This window comes from Candidatus Kuenenia sp. (assembly GCF_027493735.1).
Lineage (GTDB): Bacteria > Planctomycetota > Brocadiia > Brocadiales > Brocadiaceae > Kuenenia > Kuenenia stuttgartiensis_A.
In genome coordinates this window covers 83,431-99,799 of sequence record NZ_JAOSKF010000022.1, presented here as the reverse complement: position 1 = coordinate 99,799, position 16,369 = coordinate 83,431, and the positions used below count along the sequence as shown (strand labels likewise).

At 39.7% G+C, this 16,369-nt stretch carries 19 protein-coding genes and 1 pseudogene; 10 read left to right on the top strand and 10 right to left on the bottom strand.

Going from position 1 to position 16,369, the window contains the following annotated elements; translation table 11 throughout:
• Positions 1–142: 142 nt before the first annotated feature.
• The 5 genes from recJ to M5U24_RS15475 all read left to right on the top strand — a co-directional run bounded on the left by recJ (position 143) and on the right by M5U24_RS15475 (position 5,053).
• Entirely contained in the window at positions 143–1,876 is a 1,734-nt protein-coding gene (gene recJ, locus M5U24_RS15495) for a single-stranded-DNA-specific exonuclease RecJ (RefSeq protein WP_099324684.1), read from the top strand.
• Positions 1,877–2,363: 487 nt separating this feature from the next.
• Positions 2,364–2,585, top strand: coding sequence for a hypothetical protein (locus tag M5U24_RS15490; protein ID WP_099324683.1), 222 nt, complete (start codon positions 2,364–2,366; stop codon positions 2,583–2,585).
• 110 nt (positions 2,586–2,695) lie between these two features.
• Positions 2,696–3,793, top strand: a complete 1,098-nt coding sequence (gcvT, locus tag M5U24_RS15485; RefSeq protein ID WP_099324682.1) for a glycine cleavage system aminomethyltransferase GcvT — start codon at positions 2,696–2,698, stop codon at positions 3,791–3,793.
• Positions 3,790–4,179 (top strand): glycine cleavage system protein GcvH, encoded by a 390-nt coding sequence (gcvH, locus tag M5U24_RS15480; protein WP_099324681.1) that lies wholly within the window; start codon positions 3,790–3,792, stop codon positions 4,177–4,179. The genes gcvT and gcvH overlap by 4 nt, the downstream gene beginning before the upstream one ends.
• A gap of 343 nt (positions 4,180–4,522) precedes the next feature.
• The gene (locus tag M5U24_RS15475) at positions 4,523–5,053 is read left to right on the top strand and encodes an HPF/RaiA family ribosome-associated protein (RefSeq protein WP_099324680.1); all 531 of its coding nucleotides are present in this window, start codon (positions 4,523–4,525) and stop codon (positions 5,051–5,053) included.
• Positions 5,054–5,508: 455 nt separating this feature from the next.
• Here the strand turns inward: M5U24_RS15475 and rnk are convergent, their stop codons facing one another.
• From rnk to M5U24_RS15455, 4 genes are all read right to left on the bottom strand, one after another.
• Positions 5,509–5,928 (bottom strand): nucleoside diphosphate kinase regulator, encoded by a 420-nt coding sequence (gene rnk / locus M5U24_RS15470; protein ID WP_099324678.1) that lies wholly within the window; start codon positions 5,926–5,928, stop codon positions 5,509–5,511.
• Positions 5,929–6,066: 138 nt separating this feature from the next.
• Positions 6,067–6,375, bottom strand: a complete 309-nt coding sequence (locus M5U24_RS15465) for a hypothetical protein (protein ID WP_164994256.1) — start codon at positions 6,373–6,375, stop codon at positions 6,067–6,069.
• Between the two features lie 9 nt (positions 6,376–6,384).
• Complete coding sequence (locus M5U24_RS15460; RefSeq protein WP_197705373.1) at positions 6,385–6,666, bottom strand: hypothetical protein; 282 nt, start codon at positions 6,664–6,666, stop codon at positions 6,385–6,387.
• Positions 6,667–6,745: 79 nt separating this feature from the next.
• Positions 6,746–7,237 (bottom strand): hypothetical protein, encoded by a 492-nt coding sequence (locus tag M5U24_RS15455; RefSeq protein ID WP_099324677.1) that lies wholly within the window; start codon positions 7,235–7,237, stop codon positions 6,746–6,748.
• Between the two features lie 379 nt (positions 7,238–7,616).
• On the opposite strand from M5U24_RS15455, the gene M5U24_RS15450 reads away from it, so the two are divergent.
• From M5U24_RS15450 to M5U24_RS15440, 3 genes are read left to right on the top strand one after another with little or no spacing between them, the layout of a single operon-like run.
• Positions 7,617–7,997, top strand: coding sequence for a hypothetical protein (locus M5U24_RS15450; RefSeq protein ID WP_099324676.1), 381 nt, complete (start codon positions 7,617–7,619; stop codon positions 7,995–7,997).
• The gene (locus M5U24_RS15445) at positions 7,994–8,341 is read left to right on the top strand and encodes a hypothetical protein (protein ID WP_099324675.1); all 348 of its coding nucleotides are present in this window, start codon (positions 7,994–7,996) and stop codon (positions 8,339–8,341) included. The genes M5U24_RS15450 and M5U24_RS15445 overlap by 4 nt, the downstream gene beginning before the upstream one ends.
• A gap of 14 nt (positions 8,342–8,355) precedes the next feature.
• Complete coding sequence (locus M5U24_RS15440) at positions 8,356–8,649, top strand: tyrosine-type recombinase/integrase (protein WP_099324674.1); 294 nt, start codon at positions 8,356–8,358, stop codon at positions 8,647–8,649.
• Positions 8,650–9,745: 1,096 nt separating this feature from the next.
• Here the strand turns inward: M5U24_RS15440 and M5U24_RS15435 are convergent.
• Together M5U24_RS15435 and M5U24_RS15430 are read right to left on the bottom strand one after the other, a co-directional pair.
• Complete coding sequence (locus tag M5U24_RS15435; protein WP_205713364.1) at positions 9,746–11,428, bottom strand: IS1634 family transposase; 1,683 nt, start codon at positions 11,426–11,428, stop codon at positions 9,746–9,748.
• 91 nt (positions 11,429–11,519) lie between these two features.
• Positions 11,520–12,203: a hypothetical protein gene (locus M5U24_RS15430; protein ID WP_298202907.1), complete on the bottom strand. Its 684-nt coding sequence runs from the start codon at positions 12,201–12,203 to the stop codon at positions 11,520–11,522.
• Between the two features lie 128 nt (positions 12,204–12,331).
• Here M5U24_RS15430 and M5U24_RS15425 point away from each other — a divergent pair, with 128 nt between their 5' ends.
• Positions 12,332–12,655, top strand: a complete 324-nt coding sequence (locus M5U24_RS15425; protein ID WP_298202905.1) for a helix-turn-helix domain-containing protein — start codon at positions 12,332–12,334, stop codon at positions 12,653–12,655.
• A gap of 12 nt (positions 12,656–12,667) precedes the next feature.
• Positions 12,668–13,369 (top strand): annotated as a pseudogene (locus M5U24_RS15420) (IS630 family transposase); the annotation flags it as partial.
• 132 nt (positions 13,370–13,501) lie between these two features.
• Here the strand turns inward: M5U24_RS15420 and M5U24_RS15415 are convergent.
• The 4 genes from M5U24_RS15415 to M5U24_RS15400 all read right to left on the bottom strand — a co-directional run bounded on the left by M5U24_RS15415 (position 13,502) and on the right by M5U24_RS15400 (position 16,076).
• Entirely contained in the window at positions 13,502–14,365 is an 864-nt protein-coding gene (locus tag M5U24_RS15415) for a BglII/BstYI family type II restriction endonuclease (RefSeq protein WP_099324670.1), read from the bottom strand.
• Between the two features lie 14 nt (positions 14,366–14,379).
• The gene (locus M5U24_RS15410; protein WP_197705372.1) at positions 14,380–14,748 is read right to left on the bottom strand and encodes a helicase-related protein; all 369 of its coding nucleotides are present in this window, start codon (positions 14,746–14,748) and stop codon (positions 14,380–14,382) included.
• Between the two features lie 363 nt (positions 14,749–15,111).
• Complete coding sequence (locus M5U24_RS15405) at positions 15,112–15,873, bottom strand: hypothetical protein (RefSeq protein ID WP_205713365.1); 762 nt, start codon at positions 15,871–15,873, stop codon at positions 15,112–15,114.
• Positions 15,762–16,076, bottom strand: coding sequence for a transposase (locus M5U24_RS15400; RefSeq protein ID WP_099324668.1), 315 nt, complete (start codon positions 16,074–16,076; stop codon positions 15,762–15,764). Before M5U24_RS15400 ends, M5U24_RS15405 begins: the two co-directional genes overlap by 112 nt.
• Positions 16,077–16,369: the final 293 nt, after the last annotated feature.

Below are 16,369 nucleotides of genomic sequence, written 5' to 3'. Positions count from 1 at the left end.
TGGCGGAATAAAAGCAGCAAATAGATATTATTCAATTGCGGAATGCCTCTGATCGTGTTATATTTTTGTAATTTTAGAGAGATTTTGAAGACGGTTATCTGAATTCTTTATGACGGTTTAACGCTGCTGGTGCGACAGGATTATGAGTAAAAGGTGGTTCATTGCCCCGAATAATATCGAACTTCAAACGGAGATTGCAGGTAATCTTAGAATTTCAAACTTACTTGCACAGATACTCATTAACCGCGGCATTACAGATGTAGGTGCAGCGAAAGGTTTTCTTCAGCCTCAAATATCAACATTATCAGACCCTTCCAACCTTCCCGATATTGAAAAAGCCTCAGTCAGAATTAATGAAGCCATACGCAACGGAGAGAAAATAGTCATCTATGGCGATTATGATGTTGACGGCTTAACCGCCACCGCCCTCATGTACCGTTGTTTAAAAATGTTTGATGCAAGGGTAAATTACTATATTCCTGAAAGGCTGGAAGAAGGGTATGGTTTAAATGCGGAGGCCATTGCTAAGTTAAAAGCAGGGGGTACGGATCTTATTTTAACGGTTGATTGCGGCATTAGCGCATGCAGGGAGGCGGAGATTGCACGATCATATGGCATTGAGCTTATTATTACCGACCATCATCAGCCTTCACAGGAAATCCCGGATGCATTTGCAATAATTAACCCAAAATTAAAGGCAACGGAAAAGACCTTCCGGGATTTTTCCGGGGTTGGCATTGCTTTCATGCTGGCATGGTCGGTTGGGCAGCATTATTTTCCGCAAAAAAAGGTATCGAATGAGTTTAAGGATTTTCTTATAAGTGCTATGGGTTTGGTTGCGCTGGGGACTATTGCCGACGTGGTTCCGCTTGTGGGCGAAAACCGTATCCTGACAAAATATGGGCTTGGGGCATTGCAGCAAACAAAAATACCTGGACTGCAGGCGCTACTGGAGGTATCTTCACTCACCAATATAAACCTTGACACTTCCCATGTAGGATACCGTTTAGGTCCCCGTATAAACGCACCCGGCCGTGTCAGCGATGCAGGAGTCGTTGTTGAGATGCTAACAACGGCCTGCAATGAAAAGGCAAAAGAAATTGCACTTTTTCTGGAAGAGGAAAATAACCGGAGAAGGGCGATGCAGCTTGACATACTCTCCGCTGCCAGGCAGAAAATCGTAGATGAAATAAACCTCGATGAAACGCTGGCGATTGTATTGGCAGACCAGGAATGGCACCCGGGAATAGTCGGAATTATCGCTTCAAAAATTGCAGAGGAGTTTAACCGTCCCGCGGTAATGATTGCCGTTGCCGATGAGATTGGGCATGGTTCTGCCCGTTCCATACCATCATTTCATATGCTGGATGCGTTAGAATGTTGCAAAAATATGTTAATTTCCGTAGGGGGGCATGCCCAGGCGGCGGGATTAAAGATTCATCCTGACAATATAGGAGATTTTCGCACATTGCTGAATCGGATGATGGCGCAAAAACTCCAGAAAGAAGACCTTGTTCCTTTTCTGAATATTGACGTAGCGGTTGATCTCTCCACGTTAAACAGGGGATTATTAATGGAATTGCAACTTTTATCTCCCCATGGCGAAGGAAACCATATCCCCGTGTTTGCCATAAAAGACCTGCAGATTGCCGGTAAACCGCGCCGTATAGGATCGAATGGACAACACCTCAGCTTCTATGTAAAACAAGGCAATGTGTCTATGAAGGCTATCGGATTTGGCATGGGCGATGAAATTGACCGGCTGCTAAAGAATGGCAGCACATGTTCACTGGCGGTCGTTTTAAAGGAAAATAACTGGATGAATAACAGCAGTATAGAACTTGAAGTGAAAGATATCAAGTTCGATGGTGAATAATTGTAGTAAGAGTTTAGATTTTTGAAAAAGTATGTTCTTTACAAAAAACAAGTCAGTAATTTACGAGCATTTGTCTTGACTGAAATAAATAATTTTGCTATGAATTGCAAACGTATATCGTTTTAAAAATTTAGTACAAAAACAGATTGCCATACAACTTTGTAATCATTTTAGGTCAAAGGATTTTGGCGGAGAATGCCTCTTCCTTCTTTCTTGTGGTCTAAGGCCCGGATGTTTTATTTTCGGTAAGTGGTTTTAGTAGAGGAATGGGATCTGCCTTTTTTAAACAAAATGAACCAATTATTCTTTGCGGGAAATTATTTGATAGAAAATTTAAGAAGAGGGTAGAAATTAGTGACAGAGCTTATTAGCAGGCTTGAAATAAAAAAAGTTCATCAAATTATTCAAAGAGTTGATATCTTTTGTTCCGCGCTTTTGCTTCAGGCATGGAGACGCATTTATTATATATTCAATAAACAGGAAGTTCGTGTGTCAATTAAAGAGCGGGCAGGCAATTGCTTGCGGTGCGGTCGTTGCTGCCAGGCGTCGATCCGGTGCAAAAATCTATGCTACGATGAAAAAGGGCTTTCACTGTGTAAGGTATATGATCAAAGACCGCAGTTATGTTCCCTGTATCCGTACAATAAAAACGATTTCTTTTTCCACATCAGGGAAACGTGCGGTTACCATTACGATAACTGAAGTGTAAAAACTCTTCATCATAATTCCGTAAGATTTTTTCCTGTCTTACGATGGAATTAACGCACAGGTATTTGCCTGAATTGTGGCGATATTTGCGCACTTAAGGGGTATTTTGTGATGAAAAAAACGCCGCTGTATGAATCACACCTTAAATACCATGCAAAGATGGTATCTTTTCATAACTACCTGATGCCCATCCAATATGACAGCATCATCAATGAACACCTCCTTGTTCGAAAAAATGCCGGTATCTTCGATATATCCCATATGGGAAAATTTGAGATTTCCGGAGATGACGCCTTTTCCTTTGTGCAGCAGGTGATTACGAATGACGCAGCGCCATTGTCGGAAAAACAGGCTCTCTATTCACCTCTGTGCAATGAAAAAGGAGGCATTGTTGACGATATTATGGTTTATAAAATGAACCGAAATGCATTTCTCTTTATCGTAAACTGTGCAAATACTGAAAAGGACCTGGCGTGGTTAACGGAACAGGCAAAACCCTACTGGTCTCTGAAATTAAAAAATGTCACTGATGAAATGTCAATTATCGCATTACAAGGTCCGTCTGCCCTGCAAATGCTCAAAAATACCCTGGAGACTGATTTTAAGTACCTCAAAAGGTTTTGTTTTGATGAATTTTTTCTGGATGATTTACCCATGATTATTTCAAGAACGGGATATACCGGTGAGGATGGTGTGGAAATATTGGTTGATGCAACTTACGCCCTCAGACTCTGGGATATTTTTTTGAAAAAAAACGAGGCGAAGGGACTGAGGCCTGTTGGGCTTGGAGCGAGGGATACGCTACGCCTTGAGGCATGTTTTATGCTTTACGGAAACGATATGGACGAAACGGTAACTCCCCTGGAGACCCTTATCGACTGGACGGTGAAGTTTGGCAAAGATTCTTTTATAGGAAAAGAGTCACTGCAGGAACAGAAGGCTGGGGGCGTCAAACATAAAATAATTGGATTCGAAATGTTGGATCAGGGTATTCCGCGTCACGATTATCCTGTTCTGAAAAAGGGAGAGAAGATAGGAAAAGTTACCAGCGGAACATTTAACCCAACGACGAAAAAGGGTATTGGCCTTGCCAGAATTACCATTCAGCATGCAATAGCCGGGGAAGAGATACAAATACAAATCCGGGATAATTATCACGAAGCACGAATTGTAAAAACCCCGTTTTATAAGAGGGAGTCAAAAAAATGAATATACCAGAAGAACTTCAGTATACAAAAACGCACGAATGGGTAAAAAAAATACACGGGAATGAAGTATCCATTGGCATTACTGACCATGCCCAGCATCAATTGCAGGACATAGTGTACGTCGAATTGCCGTTAATAGGAAGAGAACTGAAGATGGGCGCTCCCTGTGCAGTAGTTGAGTCAGTAAAAGCTGCATATGACATTTATGCACCCCTTTCCGGCAAGGTGACAAAAATTAATCAGGAACTCAGGGAAAGTCCACAATTAATAAATGAAGACCCTTACGGTAAGGGATGGTTTTTACATATTGAAATATCCAATCCGAACGAACTTGCAGATCTTTTAAGTCCGGTTCAATACCGGACTGCCAATGAATCCGAACAGTAAAATATCACCATAAACTCTTTCCCATAAGGAGAACCTGAGTGGTTGAAAATACCGCTCCTGCAAGACAAGAGTGCCTCCCCGCATTTTTTTCCGGTTCATTTTGAGTTGAGAGTAGCAAGCGGTACGTTATTGACAGGGAACTTCTCAATAAGTGGAGGTTTTTATAATAATTTCTACGTTCCACAGTCCACAATCTGCAATTTGCTGACTGTACCGTATTCCCCTTTATTAAGGGAGCAAGGGGGTTGTTTACCTCATATACAGGAAGTATCTTGAACGTTTTTACGATAGTGATATGCTTTTTATCCGTTAGAATGGCAAGGAATTTTTAGGGAGGGACGTCATGAATTTTTTACTTGAAATTGTTGCACGTGATTTTGACTTAACCGAAGCAAACAAGGCGGATATTCACAAGTATGCGGAAAAGTTAGATGCCGCTTATGACCGGATTATCCGCTGTCGGGTAGTGGTGGAAGCCCTTCGTCACCGTGAACACAAAGGGCTTTTTTATAATGTGAAGGTTGTTGTGACCATTCCCGGTACGGAACTTGTGATAAAACGCAAGCCAAACGAAGACTTTCACCTGGCGGTAAAAGATTCCTTTAACGCAATGCGCCGGAAGCTGGAAGATTTTGTTGTTCAGCGGAGTGGAAAGGTAAAACACCACGAAGAAATACCCATTGCCCATATCAGCAATTTATTCCCTGAAGAGGGATATGGTTTTATTACTTCTGCCGATGGGCGGGAGATTTATTTTCACAAAAATAGCGTCTTAAACCATGATTTTGCCCGTTTGGAAAAGGGAATGGAGGTACGATTTTCTGAAGAATTAGGCGAAAAAGGCCCGCAGGCGAGTTCTTTGACAGTAATGTAATGACCGATTATGTACATTGTATGTGGGAAATTCAATATTTTTAGTTAAGCAATGAACAAATCCATCTCTTTTGAACAGTACAACTTAGAAGAATTAAAGCCCTTTTGATTTTCCTTTGTATATCCTTGGCTTTTATGTTGCTCTGTGTTTTTCTCAACCGGCAGACCGAACTTTGCTCTAAAGTCAAGCTTGATGGGTTTGTTAAATGATACCAGTCTGTTGGCCATATCATCTATTTGTTGAAGAAGATGAGATTTTTCCAAATGGGAGTAAGATTGGATAAGGGGTTTATCTTATCGATGTCTTTATCTATCTTCGTTTTTAGGCCGTCAGCCTTGATAACCATGTAGGTATCTAGTTTTTTGAAGGTATACATCAGCCGCATTAATGTCAAAGCGCACTGGCGGGGATGGTGCGCATCGGAATCCTCGCCCAGTGCAGTGCCTTGTTGGCACCTATAAGTGATAATCTCTGGCCGCTTCCGGCTGGTAAAGAACGTCATCGATGCGGATACGGCGCACCCCAGACGGGACAGACCATTCCACAACATCTCCTTTGGCGTATCCCAGGATCGCCGTGCCCACAGGGGCGAGAACCGAGATAGCCCCCGCAGCAATGTTCGCATCTTTTGGAAAGACTAAAACATAGGTCATTTTTTCTGACGTACTCAGATCACGCAGGACAACCTTTGAGTTCATGGTCACCACATCTGCAGGCACGTCTTTGGACGACACGACTTCCGCCCTCTCCAATTCTTCTGCCAAAGACGCTAAATCCTTTCTGTCTTGACCACCGAATTCCTCGGCCACAGCGATGAGTTCTTCGAGTCGCGATTTGTCAAACTCGGTAATGTGCAGCTTTCGTGTTGTTGTCATGATCTCCTCCGTTATGAATACCAACCATTGATTGTCAAAATAAATTATCCTGATAATTCGTGGAAAACACTATTATCAGGGAAAATAAATAATAGTACGGTACATATAAAAATGTTGCTGTATAATTTTGCAACAGTACTATACCCACAAGAAAAAATATATCAATCGGAAAAGGGGAAAAGTTGCCAGATGAAGATGAAGCAAACTTTTTATGCAAAGGGAAGGGGTCAGGTGAAATGTTATGCTGTCTCTGATGCTAATTTTTCTTTTATGATATGGGGGCAATCGTACAGGTGCAAAAAACTTTTCAGGATATAAATAATCTTCGCCCAATTCATCAACAACTCTTATATGGCAATGTGTTTCAGCTATCCTGTCAGTCAGCACTTCGTATAGTTTTCTTTTTTCCAATGATGATTCATCGCCGCGATTATCTACGCATATCATAAAATGTTTTTAAATCGCCTTTTCTTCATAAATATTTTTTGATTTTAAGTTCTTTTTTCCCGATGCCATGCTCTTCTCGTACCAGCGTACTTCGACGTCTAAAATTGTACCATCTTCCAGTTCCACCTGGCAAATACCTTTCAACTTTCGCCAGTATTTTTTTCCATATACCTTATTTAATCTGTTTAAATTTTCAATTCCACGTCCAGTAGCAATTGCTTCCGCTCCTCCGTCGTTCCCGCTATTGGGCGTCGGCTCCAGTGCGATGTTAGACGGCCCACGTCTAGCCACTGGCCTCCGGTGTTACGGGGCTCAAACGCTCGGTGAGCACTTCCAACTCACGGTACAAGGGCATCGTTCATCCCAATAGTCAAGAATCGAGTGCCAAGAGATCTTTTGAGAAATCGGCAAAGCTCTGCCAGCCTAAGATGGAGATGATCTCGTATGCAAGGCTGCGTGAAGCGTACTGGTCGTATGGGGATCTGAAATCTTTGGCGAGCTGCTTGAGGGCAGCCTCGGTTGCAGAGTGAAATTGACCCTCCTCCCAGTGAATAGCTTGATTGCGGCCTTGCCAGATTACATCGGTAATCGATTGGGATCCGATAAGTCGTCCTTTAGGGCAAGCTGATAAGCTCTTGCCATATCTAATTGACAATCCTTGCTTGGCGAACTGCAGAAGAGCTCCAGACATCGCATGCCTGGCAAACTCGTGAGCAGCAAGTCGAAGCATAGCTTCACGGAGGTTCTTGTCTGTCAGGTGGCGTTCTTTATCCATGCCAAAGTAAGTATCCCAGTAAATCGCAGTGCTCAGTAGTGGATCGTCGTCCTGGTACCCAGGAATACTGGAGAGGTACTCATCCATCTTATTGATTTGTTCTACCTTTGTGTAACCTTCCTCCGTAGCTTTCGTGATTTGAGCTAAGGTGCGGGAAAGGTCCTCAACGTGTCGTTCTTCTCGGTGGATCTCCGCAATTACTGCGGTGGCGGCGGGCTCTATTTCGGAGAGGTAGTCTTGTATTTTCAGGAAGCCTCCTTGATGCCGGCAGATGGGGAGCTTAGCCGTCTAACCAGTAATTGATAAGTTTATAGATAACAATGTATACATTTACTTATTGCATTTTTACTAGTGATTTTTCTTCGAAAAACAGATAATTTTTTATAGATAATGCATTATTTTTGTGTATTATCTGTAACAAGTTGAAAAAATAACATTTTTGTCGATATTACGCAAGAGGATTCTAATGCATATTCCACAAAACATTACGATTAAGTTTGATCCTATTCTCATTCATAAGCGAATTCCAAGGAGTGAACAGCATAACTTTAGAGAAAGGCTTCGTTATTACATTGACTTCTGTAAAAAATATGATTTTTTCGAATCGAAAAAGGAGAGTCTTTCGCAGTTTATAAAAAAATTACAAGAAAAACATCAGTCTTCTCAACAACTGAAACAGGCAGCCCTTGCCATATCTCTTTACTACTCCATAGTCCGGTCTTATCCTGAAGACAATCTTTTAGAAAGTGAAAATGCGCAGGAAAAGTCGCAGCCTTCGTATCGGCAAAAACAAACCTCCCCAAACTTTTTCTCGCCACGATTCCATAAGGCAGCCCGAAACTCATGATTCCATTAATGATGGTAAGAAAAGCTATCCAGATTTTCATAAAGAATTGCAGGGAGGAAGACCAACCGGTAAGCCTGCAAAAACAAAGCACTCAATCCGTCCCCAACAATCATTTTATTGTGCCGCCTGTTTCTGTTGATTCAAAAAAGGCGATTGTTTTTGAAAATACCAAAGGATGTATGGATGCAATACATGGGTTAAGTGCCTTAATAAAGATTAAACATTATTCTCCGAAAACCTTATGGGCTTATACACATTGGACTAAGAAATTTCAGGGATTTGCCCATAATAAGGATATTCAGTCCCTGTCGTCTGTGGAGGTGAAGGATTTATGTAATATTTAGCGGTCAAACGTAAGGTGGCGGTATCAACACAAAATCAGGCATTTAACGCGCAGTTGTTTTTTTATAAGCATATTATCAAGAAGGATTTCGGAGATAACAGTAATACTCTCAGGGCCAAAAGTAGGCCTTATATACCCGTTGTTTTATCGCGGGAAGAGGTTCACTCGATTCTTGAGCGTCTTACCTATCCTAACAACCTGATTGTTAAGCTTCTGTATGGATGCGGGCTTCGGATGTTCGAATGCTTAAACTTAAGAGTTAATAATTTTAATTTTGACGCAGGTATTTTAACAATCCACGATGGTTGATTATGGTAGAGTAAAATTGTACCAGATGGCAAGGTAAAATAGTACCACTCGTAGAGAAAAGCTATCTTATAAGGAATTGAGTAAGAATAATTCCTTATAAGTAGTAAAAGGATGGTACATATGCAAGCAGTGCAAATTATGAAGAGGCTAAAAGAGCAGGGTAAGAGTGAAAGAAGTATAAGTCGTGAAACAGGTCATCACCGTAGTACCGTAAATAATTAAAGGCTCTTCAGTCAAGTGTGTGGGTAAAAATGAGCCATGAATTGTCCCTGAATTCTTTTGAAGAAGACTGATAGATACGCCTTTTCCAATTCATCCCAAATTAACAGTAATTCCGGCTGGATTTTCAGGGCAATTGTTTAATTCTTTTATTCCATCATCGAAATTGTTTCTTGCAAAGTTTATTTTTGATCGTGAAATGTGCAGCGATGTTTCATAATGAGGTAATAGGGTATTTGCCGTATGCGCAGGTGTCTTTCGTTTAGAATCTTCCTCTCGTTTGATAAATTCTTCCGCCTTATCAAGTTGATTTTCTTCTATATAAAGTGCCGTCAGCGCAATGATAGTGATGCCTATGTGAACCTGGTCGGGAGGGTAACAATAATGGGTCAGTAAATTATACTTTTATTAAATTCAATATAGTGAGATAGTAGCCTTTTCATTTTATTTGACGAAACCTTTTTATATTTTTTTTCCAAATTTTTTTTTTTTTTTTTGGTTTTAAAAGTTTTTTTTTTCTCTTTTCTTTATTTTTTATTTTTTCATTTTTTTTTTATTTTAAATTTTTTTTTTTTTTTTTTTATTTTTTTAAGTATTTTTCCAATCAAGTGCCCCATTCAATTCATGCCTTCTTCTATTAATAATATAATCCTCGGGCATTAGCAATATTTGAAGGAATTCTTCGAATGTAGAACCAAATGCCGCTTCAAAAAATTCCTTACGAGGACTTATGAGTCCTCTGGTTACTAAAAGTACACATTGTAAACCACGTAAGATCTTCTTATTCCAATTTTTACCAATGAAAGACGTATCCTTTGCTGTTAAAGCGGATGTTCACCCCAAGTCAAAAAACAAAAGTGCCGTAAAAGCCTTATATTTATTGACTTTTACGCCGAACAGCAAGCTTTTTTCTAGTGACTACCCGTATGTTCCGGCTTGGCAATACTTCTGGCAACTTTATCTGTAATGCCTCTAATAATTCATGTGATTGTTGCCGCGGACGCGGGATCTTCTGGCAACTAGCTTTTTGGCCTTTGATTGTTACTTCCATCGAACAAATGGTCGTCAATTGTGCGAGACCTTCCTCTACCGTCAAGTCAAAATTCTTCCACGCTCTGCGCAGCCTTCGAATTATCATGTACGCAAGCATTACCACAAACACATGTCCCCGTGTACTATCCTCCTTTCTTACATACACCGGACGAACCTCCAAATTCACCGTCTTACAGTCCCGAAACGCCTTCTCCACTTCCGTTAAATCCTTGTATCGTTCATGTACCAGATTGGTATCCGCCTCGTTCTCCTCAAGATCAGTCTTGATTGCGTAACAACCATCAAGGTATGATGCCTCCTTTAATGCTTCCTCATCTCTCTCTATCTTTAGCGTCCTATCCTCTTCTTTTATCTGCACCCACCCATCAAGTTTCAATCTCGTTAGCCTTTCCCTTGTTGTTTCCAGGGCCTTCGATACTGACGACTTAGGATGTTCCTTCAGATAACTGTTCTTCTTCACGATGTATTTCTCTATACTCTGTAATTTTGATACACGGGTCTTTGACATCTCTTCCGCCCTTACCGGATTGCGCCTCAGAATATATCGAACCTCATCATCCTTTATCTCGCAGAGCTTTTCTTCGAACAATCCTAATTGCAGTATCCCTTTATTTATCAACGACTCTATCTGCGGCTTGGTTATCGCCGTTATGTAATGAAACCCTTCCGGTAAACTTTCGATTTGCACCGTCTTGATCATCCCACGATCTCCTACAATCGTTACATCTTTGCATCCAAACCGCTCTAATACCTTCTTTACCTGAGATTCAAAGGTCTTCGGATCCTGGGTGTTGCCCCTAAATACTTCTGTTGATACCGGCTCCCCGGATTCATCACAAAGCATACCGATCACTATCTGTTTTTTCCTCTTTTTGCCGTCACGATTATACCCGTACTCACCAAAATGATTCGACTTCCCCTCTAAATAACTGCTCGTCACGTCATACAAAAACAACTTCGGCTTATTGCCTCCTCGTCTTAACTCAAACAGCTTTCGCTCTATCTTTGCCTGATTCTCTGACAACCATGACAAATTATCGTACAGATTGTTCTCGTCAAACCCACGCTTCATATCCAGGACGTCACCCGCAGCATGTATCTGCGCCAGCCTTACTGCAGACAGTCTTGACCCCTGGCCTATTACCCTTGCCATTACTTGCCAAAGCGCCAGCTTTCCTTCAAAGTCCTTTCCCAATGCCTCTTCTATCCCTAATTCCTTTGCCACTTGGTACACGCTCCACGCTGCTCCCACAGACAAACCCTCATGGAGTTTCACCGATTCTGACAATGCGCCCAATGCACAGAGATCGTCTTTATGTGCGAGTGCAAGTCTTATCGCTTCAATCTCCAGGGGAGTGCAATTCGACAGATTCGCAATGGTGCGTTTCTTGACCTTCCCATCCTCACGGTACGATTCCCGCAGAAGGGTAGATCGATAGATTTTTTTACCGGATTTTGACTTGTTCTCTACAATATGCATGTCCACCATTGTACAGATAACAACCATTATCCGTCAAGTATATTGTCGTATAATAACAATATATTAGTGACTACATATTTATTAAAAATACAGCCTTAACCAACTATTTATTAAGCACTTATGCGTTTTGGCAGGGGTGAACATCCGTTAAAGGAATATATTTCATTGGAAAAGAATATATTTTTGTGCCCAACTCTTCGTTAAGTTGCACATTTATCTTTAGTCTCTGATAAAAATCTTCAGGAGCATCTACATAATTGTAAAGAACATAATTTGAAAGGTTTGAAATACCACAATCTCTTGCCAGCTTAATCTTGGATATATAAAGGTCTTTCATAGAGATGTAATCAAATGCGATTCTTAATGGCCGTATAGCAGTTTTTGCTAATAAGTCCATTTTCCCAGAAGTGAGATAATGAGCATCTGTCCCTTGATTGAAATCAACTTTCCTTAGCTTACCATTAAATTTTGCCCCTTTATAAAACCCTAAATCTATGATCTCATCAATTATTTTTTCAAAGTTAGTTGATGCAAGAATATTGTTATCCATTAAGACTAAATTACGTTTTTGTCCATATATTTCCTCTATACCTAAAACTTGCTTTTTTAAAGGTAAGTAGTGAACATAATTCGGTTCTATTTTATTGACTGCACAAAAAGGGCATTTTTTGGGACAACCCCTTGTTGCGTAACCTATATAGGCATCTTTTAAACCATAGTCATAGTCATATTCGATTTCGTTTAATATTTGATAATCGGGAATAACATTATCAATTATGCGTTTATCTCCTTTATCTAACATTCCAGGCTTATCAAGAAGCCCGCGAATAACGCGAACGCCTGTTTCCTTTTCTATAGTAAAAGCATTTATTTTTAGAAGAACCTGTTTTTTTCTTGCATTTGAATTGTTTCTAGAGTATTAAATTCTGCATGAATCCATTTCTCAGTGAAAAAACCCGAATAGAATTTAAAAAAGCACATAAGAAAGAGCCTCATAGACGTCATGCCGACCGAATCAAAGCTATACTTCTTCTTGATTCAGGATGGAGTTATGAAAAAGTAGCAGAGGCGCTCTTGTTAGACGATCAAACAATCAGGAATTACGAAAAACTATACAAAGATAAAGGTTTTGACGGGCTTTTATCTGACAATTATATTGGCTGTGTGCCAAAACTCACCTGCGAACAAGAAGAACAATTAAAAGATCATATCAGGAAAAACAACTATAGTGCGGCAAAAGAAATTGTTGAATAAGTAAAACAGACATTCAATAAAATCTATACACCCGAAGGAATGGTACATACCCTCGATAGATTAGGCTTTACTTACAAGAAAACTACAATAGTTCCAGGCAAAGCAAACCCTGAAAAACAAAAAGAATTTATCGAAAACTACAAACAACTCAAAGAAGAGAAAGCCCCTGGAGATAAGATACTTTTTATGGATGGAGTTCATCCACAGCACAATTCTACGTCTGCATATTGCTGGATAGAGAAAGGCAAAAAGAAGGAAATACCCTCTAATACCGGCAGGAAAAGAATAAATTTAAACGGTGCTATTGACATAGAAACCTTTGAAGTAACAATCCGGGAAGATGAAAGCATCAATGCTCAATCAACAATAAAGCTTTTCCATGAAATAGAGTCAAGGTATGCTCAAGCCGGTACTATTTACATAATCTCTGATAATGCTAAATATTACAGGTCTAAGTTGGTCAAAGAATACCTTGCAAATTCGAGAATAAAGATCAAATTTCTCCCTTCCTATTCGCCCAATTTAAATCTCATTGAAAGATTATGGAAATTCTTTCGCAAAAAAATATTGTATAACAAGTATTATGATACTTATGAGAAGTTTAAAAACAAATGTTTAAGTTTTTTCAAAAATATTAACGAGTATACAGATGAATTGTCTACTCTTTTAACTGAAAATTTTCAAATTATTGGCGAGCAAATTTCGAAAATCTGATTTGTTTGACTATATATCATTCCAAAGAAGTGTTGCCATTACGCCAAACCATCAACACAACATTTTCTGTGGATTCAACTCTACTAATATAAAATTGAATAATTCTTATAGTAATTTTATATTCTATACTTTTTAAAGATAATTTATATCTATCCCAAGAATAACAATGGGCATATCAAAAATATTTTTAAGATAAGTAAACTCTTTATAAGCTTTTTCGTAATGCATCATACCTGAATAAGATTTCCTTCCCCGAAGTAATGCTTTTTGCTTTCCTATTTCACAAAGGATGTTTGCAAAATCAAATGTTGGTGTTATTAACATTCCCAAATGTATCTGCCTTGAACAATAAGAAAGCATGAATTTGATGTAATCCTGATAATATGACCTTGCATTCCCAAACTCAACTTCGATCTGAATACCATTTTTTCTAAAGTCATATTTTAAATCTAATTCAGGTATGGCTCTACCTTCTTTTTGCCAGCTATACTCAATAAATGCCTGTTCTAACTTTTTGTTGTAATAAGACTGCCCTTCATCTATTTGAAATTTAATACTATTTACTATTGATTCAATCTCACCTAAATATAAATCTTTATCAACAATATCCAATGATTTGTAATGCATTGAATCTGCTATATATAATCTTGTGTTGTGCGAATCTTGTATTGTAATTGGAATTAATTTATAAACATCGGAAGATATTTTCTTAAATTCCAAAAACTCTCCAACTCTACCGAATTTCGTAGCTTTAAAAATATCATTTAACCAATTTATAAATTGAACATGAGATTTTGTTGTATATTTTATCTGGACGTGTTGTCGAATGTTATTTAGCTTCCTTAAAGCAACTCTGGTATTCTGACTATCCCCAAATATGAGAGTAATCTCCTTTTTGTCGCCAACTTTAGGGCTTTCAAAGAAAGATTCATAGTTTTTATGTATTGTTATCCCCTCTTTGAGAGTTGATTTTCCTACCAAATGTTTAAAATTCATAAATGATGTAATTTCTAATTTTCAGCAAAACGAGGCATTTCCCGTCGTAATAGACTTGCATCAACATCTCTTTTCAACGAAATATATTCAAGTCTTGGGACTACAATAAAATCATATATTATTGATTTGCTTTTGCCAGTTGACAAACGAAGGATGCGTCCACGTCTTTGTATAAACTCCTTCGGATTACTTGTACTTGCTAAAAAGAATGCAATTTTTGTTGCGGGCACATCTACGCCTTCGTCCAAACATTTTACGGCAACAATAACTTGTATATTCCCAATTGCAAATTCTTCAAGGATTTTTTGGCGCTCATTCAAAGTAACGGTATAAACAAATTCGTGACATTTTTGTGTTGGTTCACCGTGAATTGGAATTTTCAAATTTAAAATAAGCTACTAAAGCTGGAGCTTTGCCTCAGATCCCAGGGTTTATTTTAGGCATAAGAGGAACTCTGGTTCGTCATTCTTTGATTGTGAGTGAGAGAGGAGCGATTTGCCTCCTCTCTCGGAAAAGACGATCCGTCGTCCCCCGTTCGGCTATCCCTTGGCAGGTTGCTCCCCAGCAGAGCCTACCTCTGTTTTACCGAACGGCAAGATACTATTTCTTCGCCTCCTTTCTGTCAAGCGATTTTCCGTTTAGCCGACCGTCGTTCCCTTGCTTCACTTAATTTACAGTCTCGTTCGGAAAAGATTTCTTTTTCACGTCCAAGCAATTTGTCCTGCGGAGCGATATAACCTATTGCGCTATGTAATCGTTTCGTGTTGTAATGCGCGACAAATTCCTCCACAATTCGTCGGGCGTCTTGCAGGTTTACTGGGCAATAGGGACGAATACTTTCCTGCTTTGATGATTTCCACCTCCGTTTCCTTCATTGTTTCCCGAATTTCCCAATGGACTATTTGCCTGCTATAGCCGTCTAAAACTGCGCAGAGATAATAAAATGTGCCGCCAATATTCAGGTACGACACGTCTATATGCCAGTGTTCATACGGTATTAAAGGCTGCACAAACCCAGTTCCTTTTTTGGATGGCTTCCTGTTCCATTCCCGCATTACACCGGCATTCACCAACACCCGGTACACGCTTGACGGGCTTACTGCCACAATGTTAGCATCCAGCATCATAAAGGTCAGTCTACGATAACCTTCAAGAGGATACTCTTCATAATAGGCAAGGATCGCCTCCTTTTCCCACTCTTCAAGCCACGTATCACGCGGTATCCACGCATTGTGCTCATTTACTTTGCCGTAACGAGTTCTCCATTCATTAAACTTAGATTGGGAGATACCAATCCATCTGATCAATTGGCACACCGGTATTTCCGCCTTTCCAGACCACCTATTGACAAAATCAACTACGATATCCCTTGTATCATGGGCTACCCAAATGCCTTTTAGTTTGCCCCAAGACTTTTTTTTAGCGCAACGTGTTCCTCCATCAGTTCTGACAATACCTCGTTTTTGCGGGCAAGCTTCTTCTCCAGTTCCAATGCCTTTTTCTTCCATTCCTGGCACTCCCCGTCCTTCCCTTTTCCAAAGGCGTATACGGCATTTGACAGCAATTCCTTCAGCCAACGATAGTACATGGTTGGATGAATACCATTAGCGTCACACACATCCGAGAGTGTTTTCTTTTCAAGTAAATGTTGCTTCATTATCTCCACTCGTTTCTCCGGTAGATACCTTTTTCTCATACTTACTTCTTTCATTTTTCCCTCCTTTGAAATAGTTTATGTATAGCTTATTTCAATAAGAGAAATTCCATTTCCGTCTGAAGCAAAACACAATTAGATTTTCGAAACATAAAAAAATCGCATGTGCATTGAACAAGGGATTGTAGCACCTTGTTCAAATTCAATTTTTAGAAAATTATACGCTCAGAGGTATTTCAAGACGATTGATAGATTACCAATGGAGTAGCCACACAGTATATGTTTATGGGAAACTATCTCCTGGCCGGTTGAGGATATAGGTGTTTTTTATTAAATTCCCGGAAAACAAA

Excerpts from the sequence above, each read along its gene's own strand:
- recJ (WP_099324684.1), top strand. The coding sequence starts at position 143 with ATGAGTAAAAGGTGGTTCATTGCCCCGAATAATATCGAACTTCAAACG.
- gcvT (WP_099324682.1), top strand. The coding sequence starts at position 2,696 with ATGAAAAAAACGCCGCTGTATGAATCACACCTTAAATACCATGCAAAG.
- gcvH (WP_099324681.1), top strand. The coding sequence starts at position 3,790 with ATGAATATACCAGAAGAACTTCAGTATACAAAAACGCACGAATGGGTA.
- M5U24_RS15475 (WP_099324680.1), top strand. The coding sequence starts at position 4,523 with ATGAATTTTTTACTTGAAATTGTTGCACGTGATTTTGACTTAACCGAA.
- rnk (WP_099324678.1), bottom strand. The coding sequence starts at position 5,928 with ATGACAACAACACGAAAGCTGCACATTACCGAGTTTGACAAATCGCGA.
- M5U24_RS15465 (WP_164994256.1), bottom strand. The coding sequence starts at position 6,375 with ATGATATGCGTAGATAATCGCGGCGATGAATCATCATTGGAAAAAAGA.
- M5U24_RS15455 (WP_099324677.1), bottom strand. The coding sequence starts at position 7,237 with ATGGATGAGTACCTCTCCAGTATTCCTGGGTACCAGGACGACGATCCA.
- M5U24_RS15450 (WP_099324676.1), top strand. The coding sequence starts at position 7,617 with ATGCATATTCCACAAAACATTACGATTAAGTTTGATCCTATTCTCATT.
- M5U24_RS15445 (WP_099324675.1), top strand. The coding sequence starts at position 7,994 with ATGATTCCATTAATGATGGTAAGAAAAGCTATCCAGATTTTCATAAAG.
- M5U24_RS15435 (WP_205713364.1), bottom strand. The coding sequence starts at position 11,428 with ATGGTTGTTATCTGTACAATGGTGGACATGCATATTGTAGAGAACAAG.
- M5U24_RS15430 (WP_298202907.1), bottom strand. The coding sequence starts at position 12,203 with ATGTTAGATAAAGGAGATAAACGCATAATTGATAATGTTATTCCCGAT.
- M5U24_RS15425 (WP_298202905.1), top strand. The coding sequence starts at position 12,332 with ATGAATCCATTTCTCAGTGAAAAAACCCGAATAGAATTTAAAAAAGCA.
- M5U24_RS15415 (WP_099324670.1), bottom strand. The coding sequence starts at position 14,365 with ATGAATTTTAAACATTTGGTAGGAAAATCAACTCTCAAAGAGGGGATA.
- M5U24_RS15405 (WP_205713365.1), bottom strand. The coding sequence starts at position 15,873 with ATGGAAGAAAAAGGCATTGGAACTGGAGAAGAAGCTTGCCCGCAAAAA.
- M5U24_RS15400 (WP_099324668.1), bottom strand. The coding sequence starts at position 16,076 with ATGAAAGAAGTAAGTATGAGAAAAAGGTATCTACCGGAGAAACGAGTG.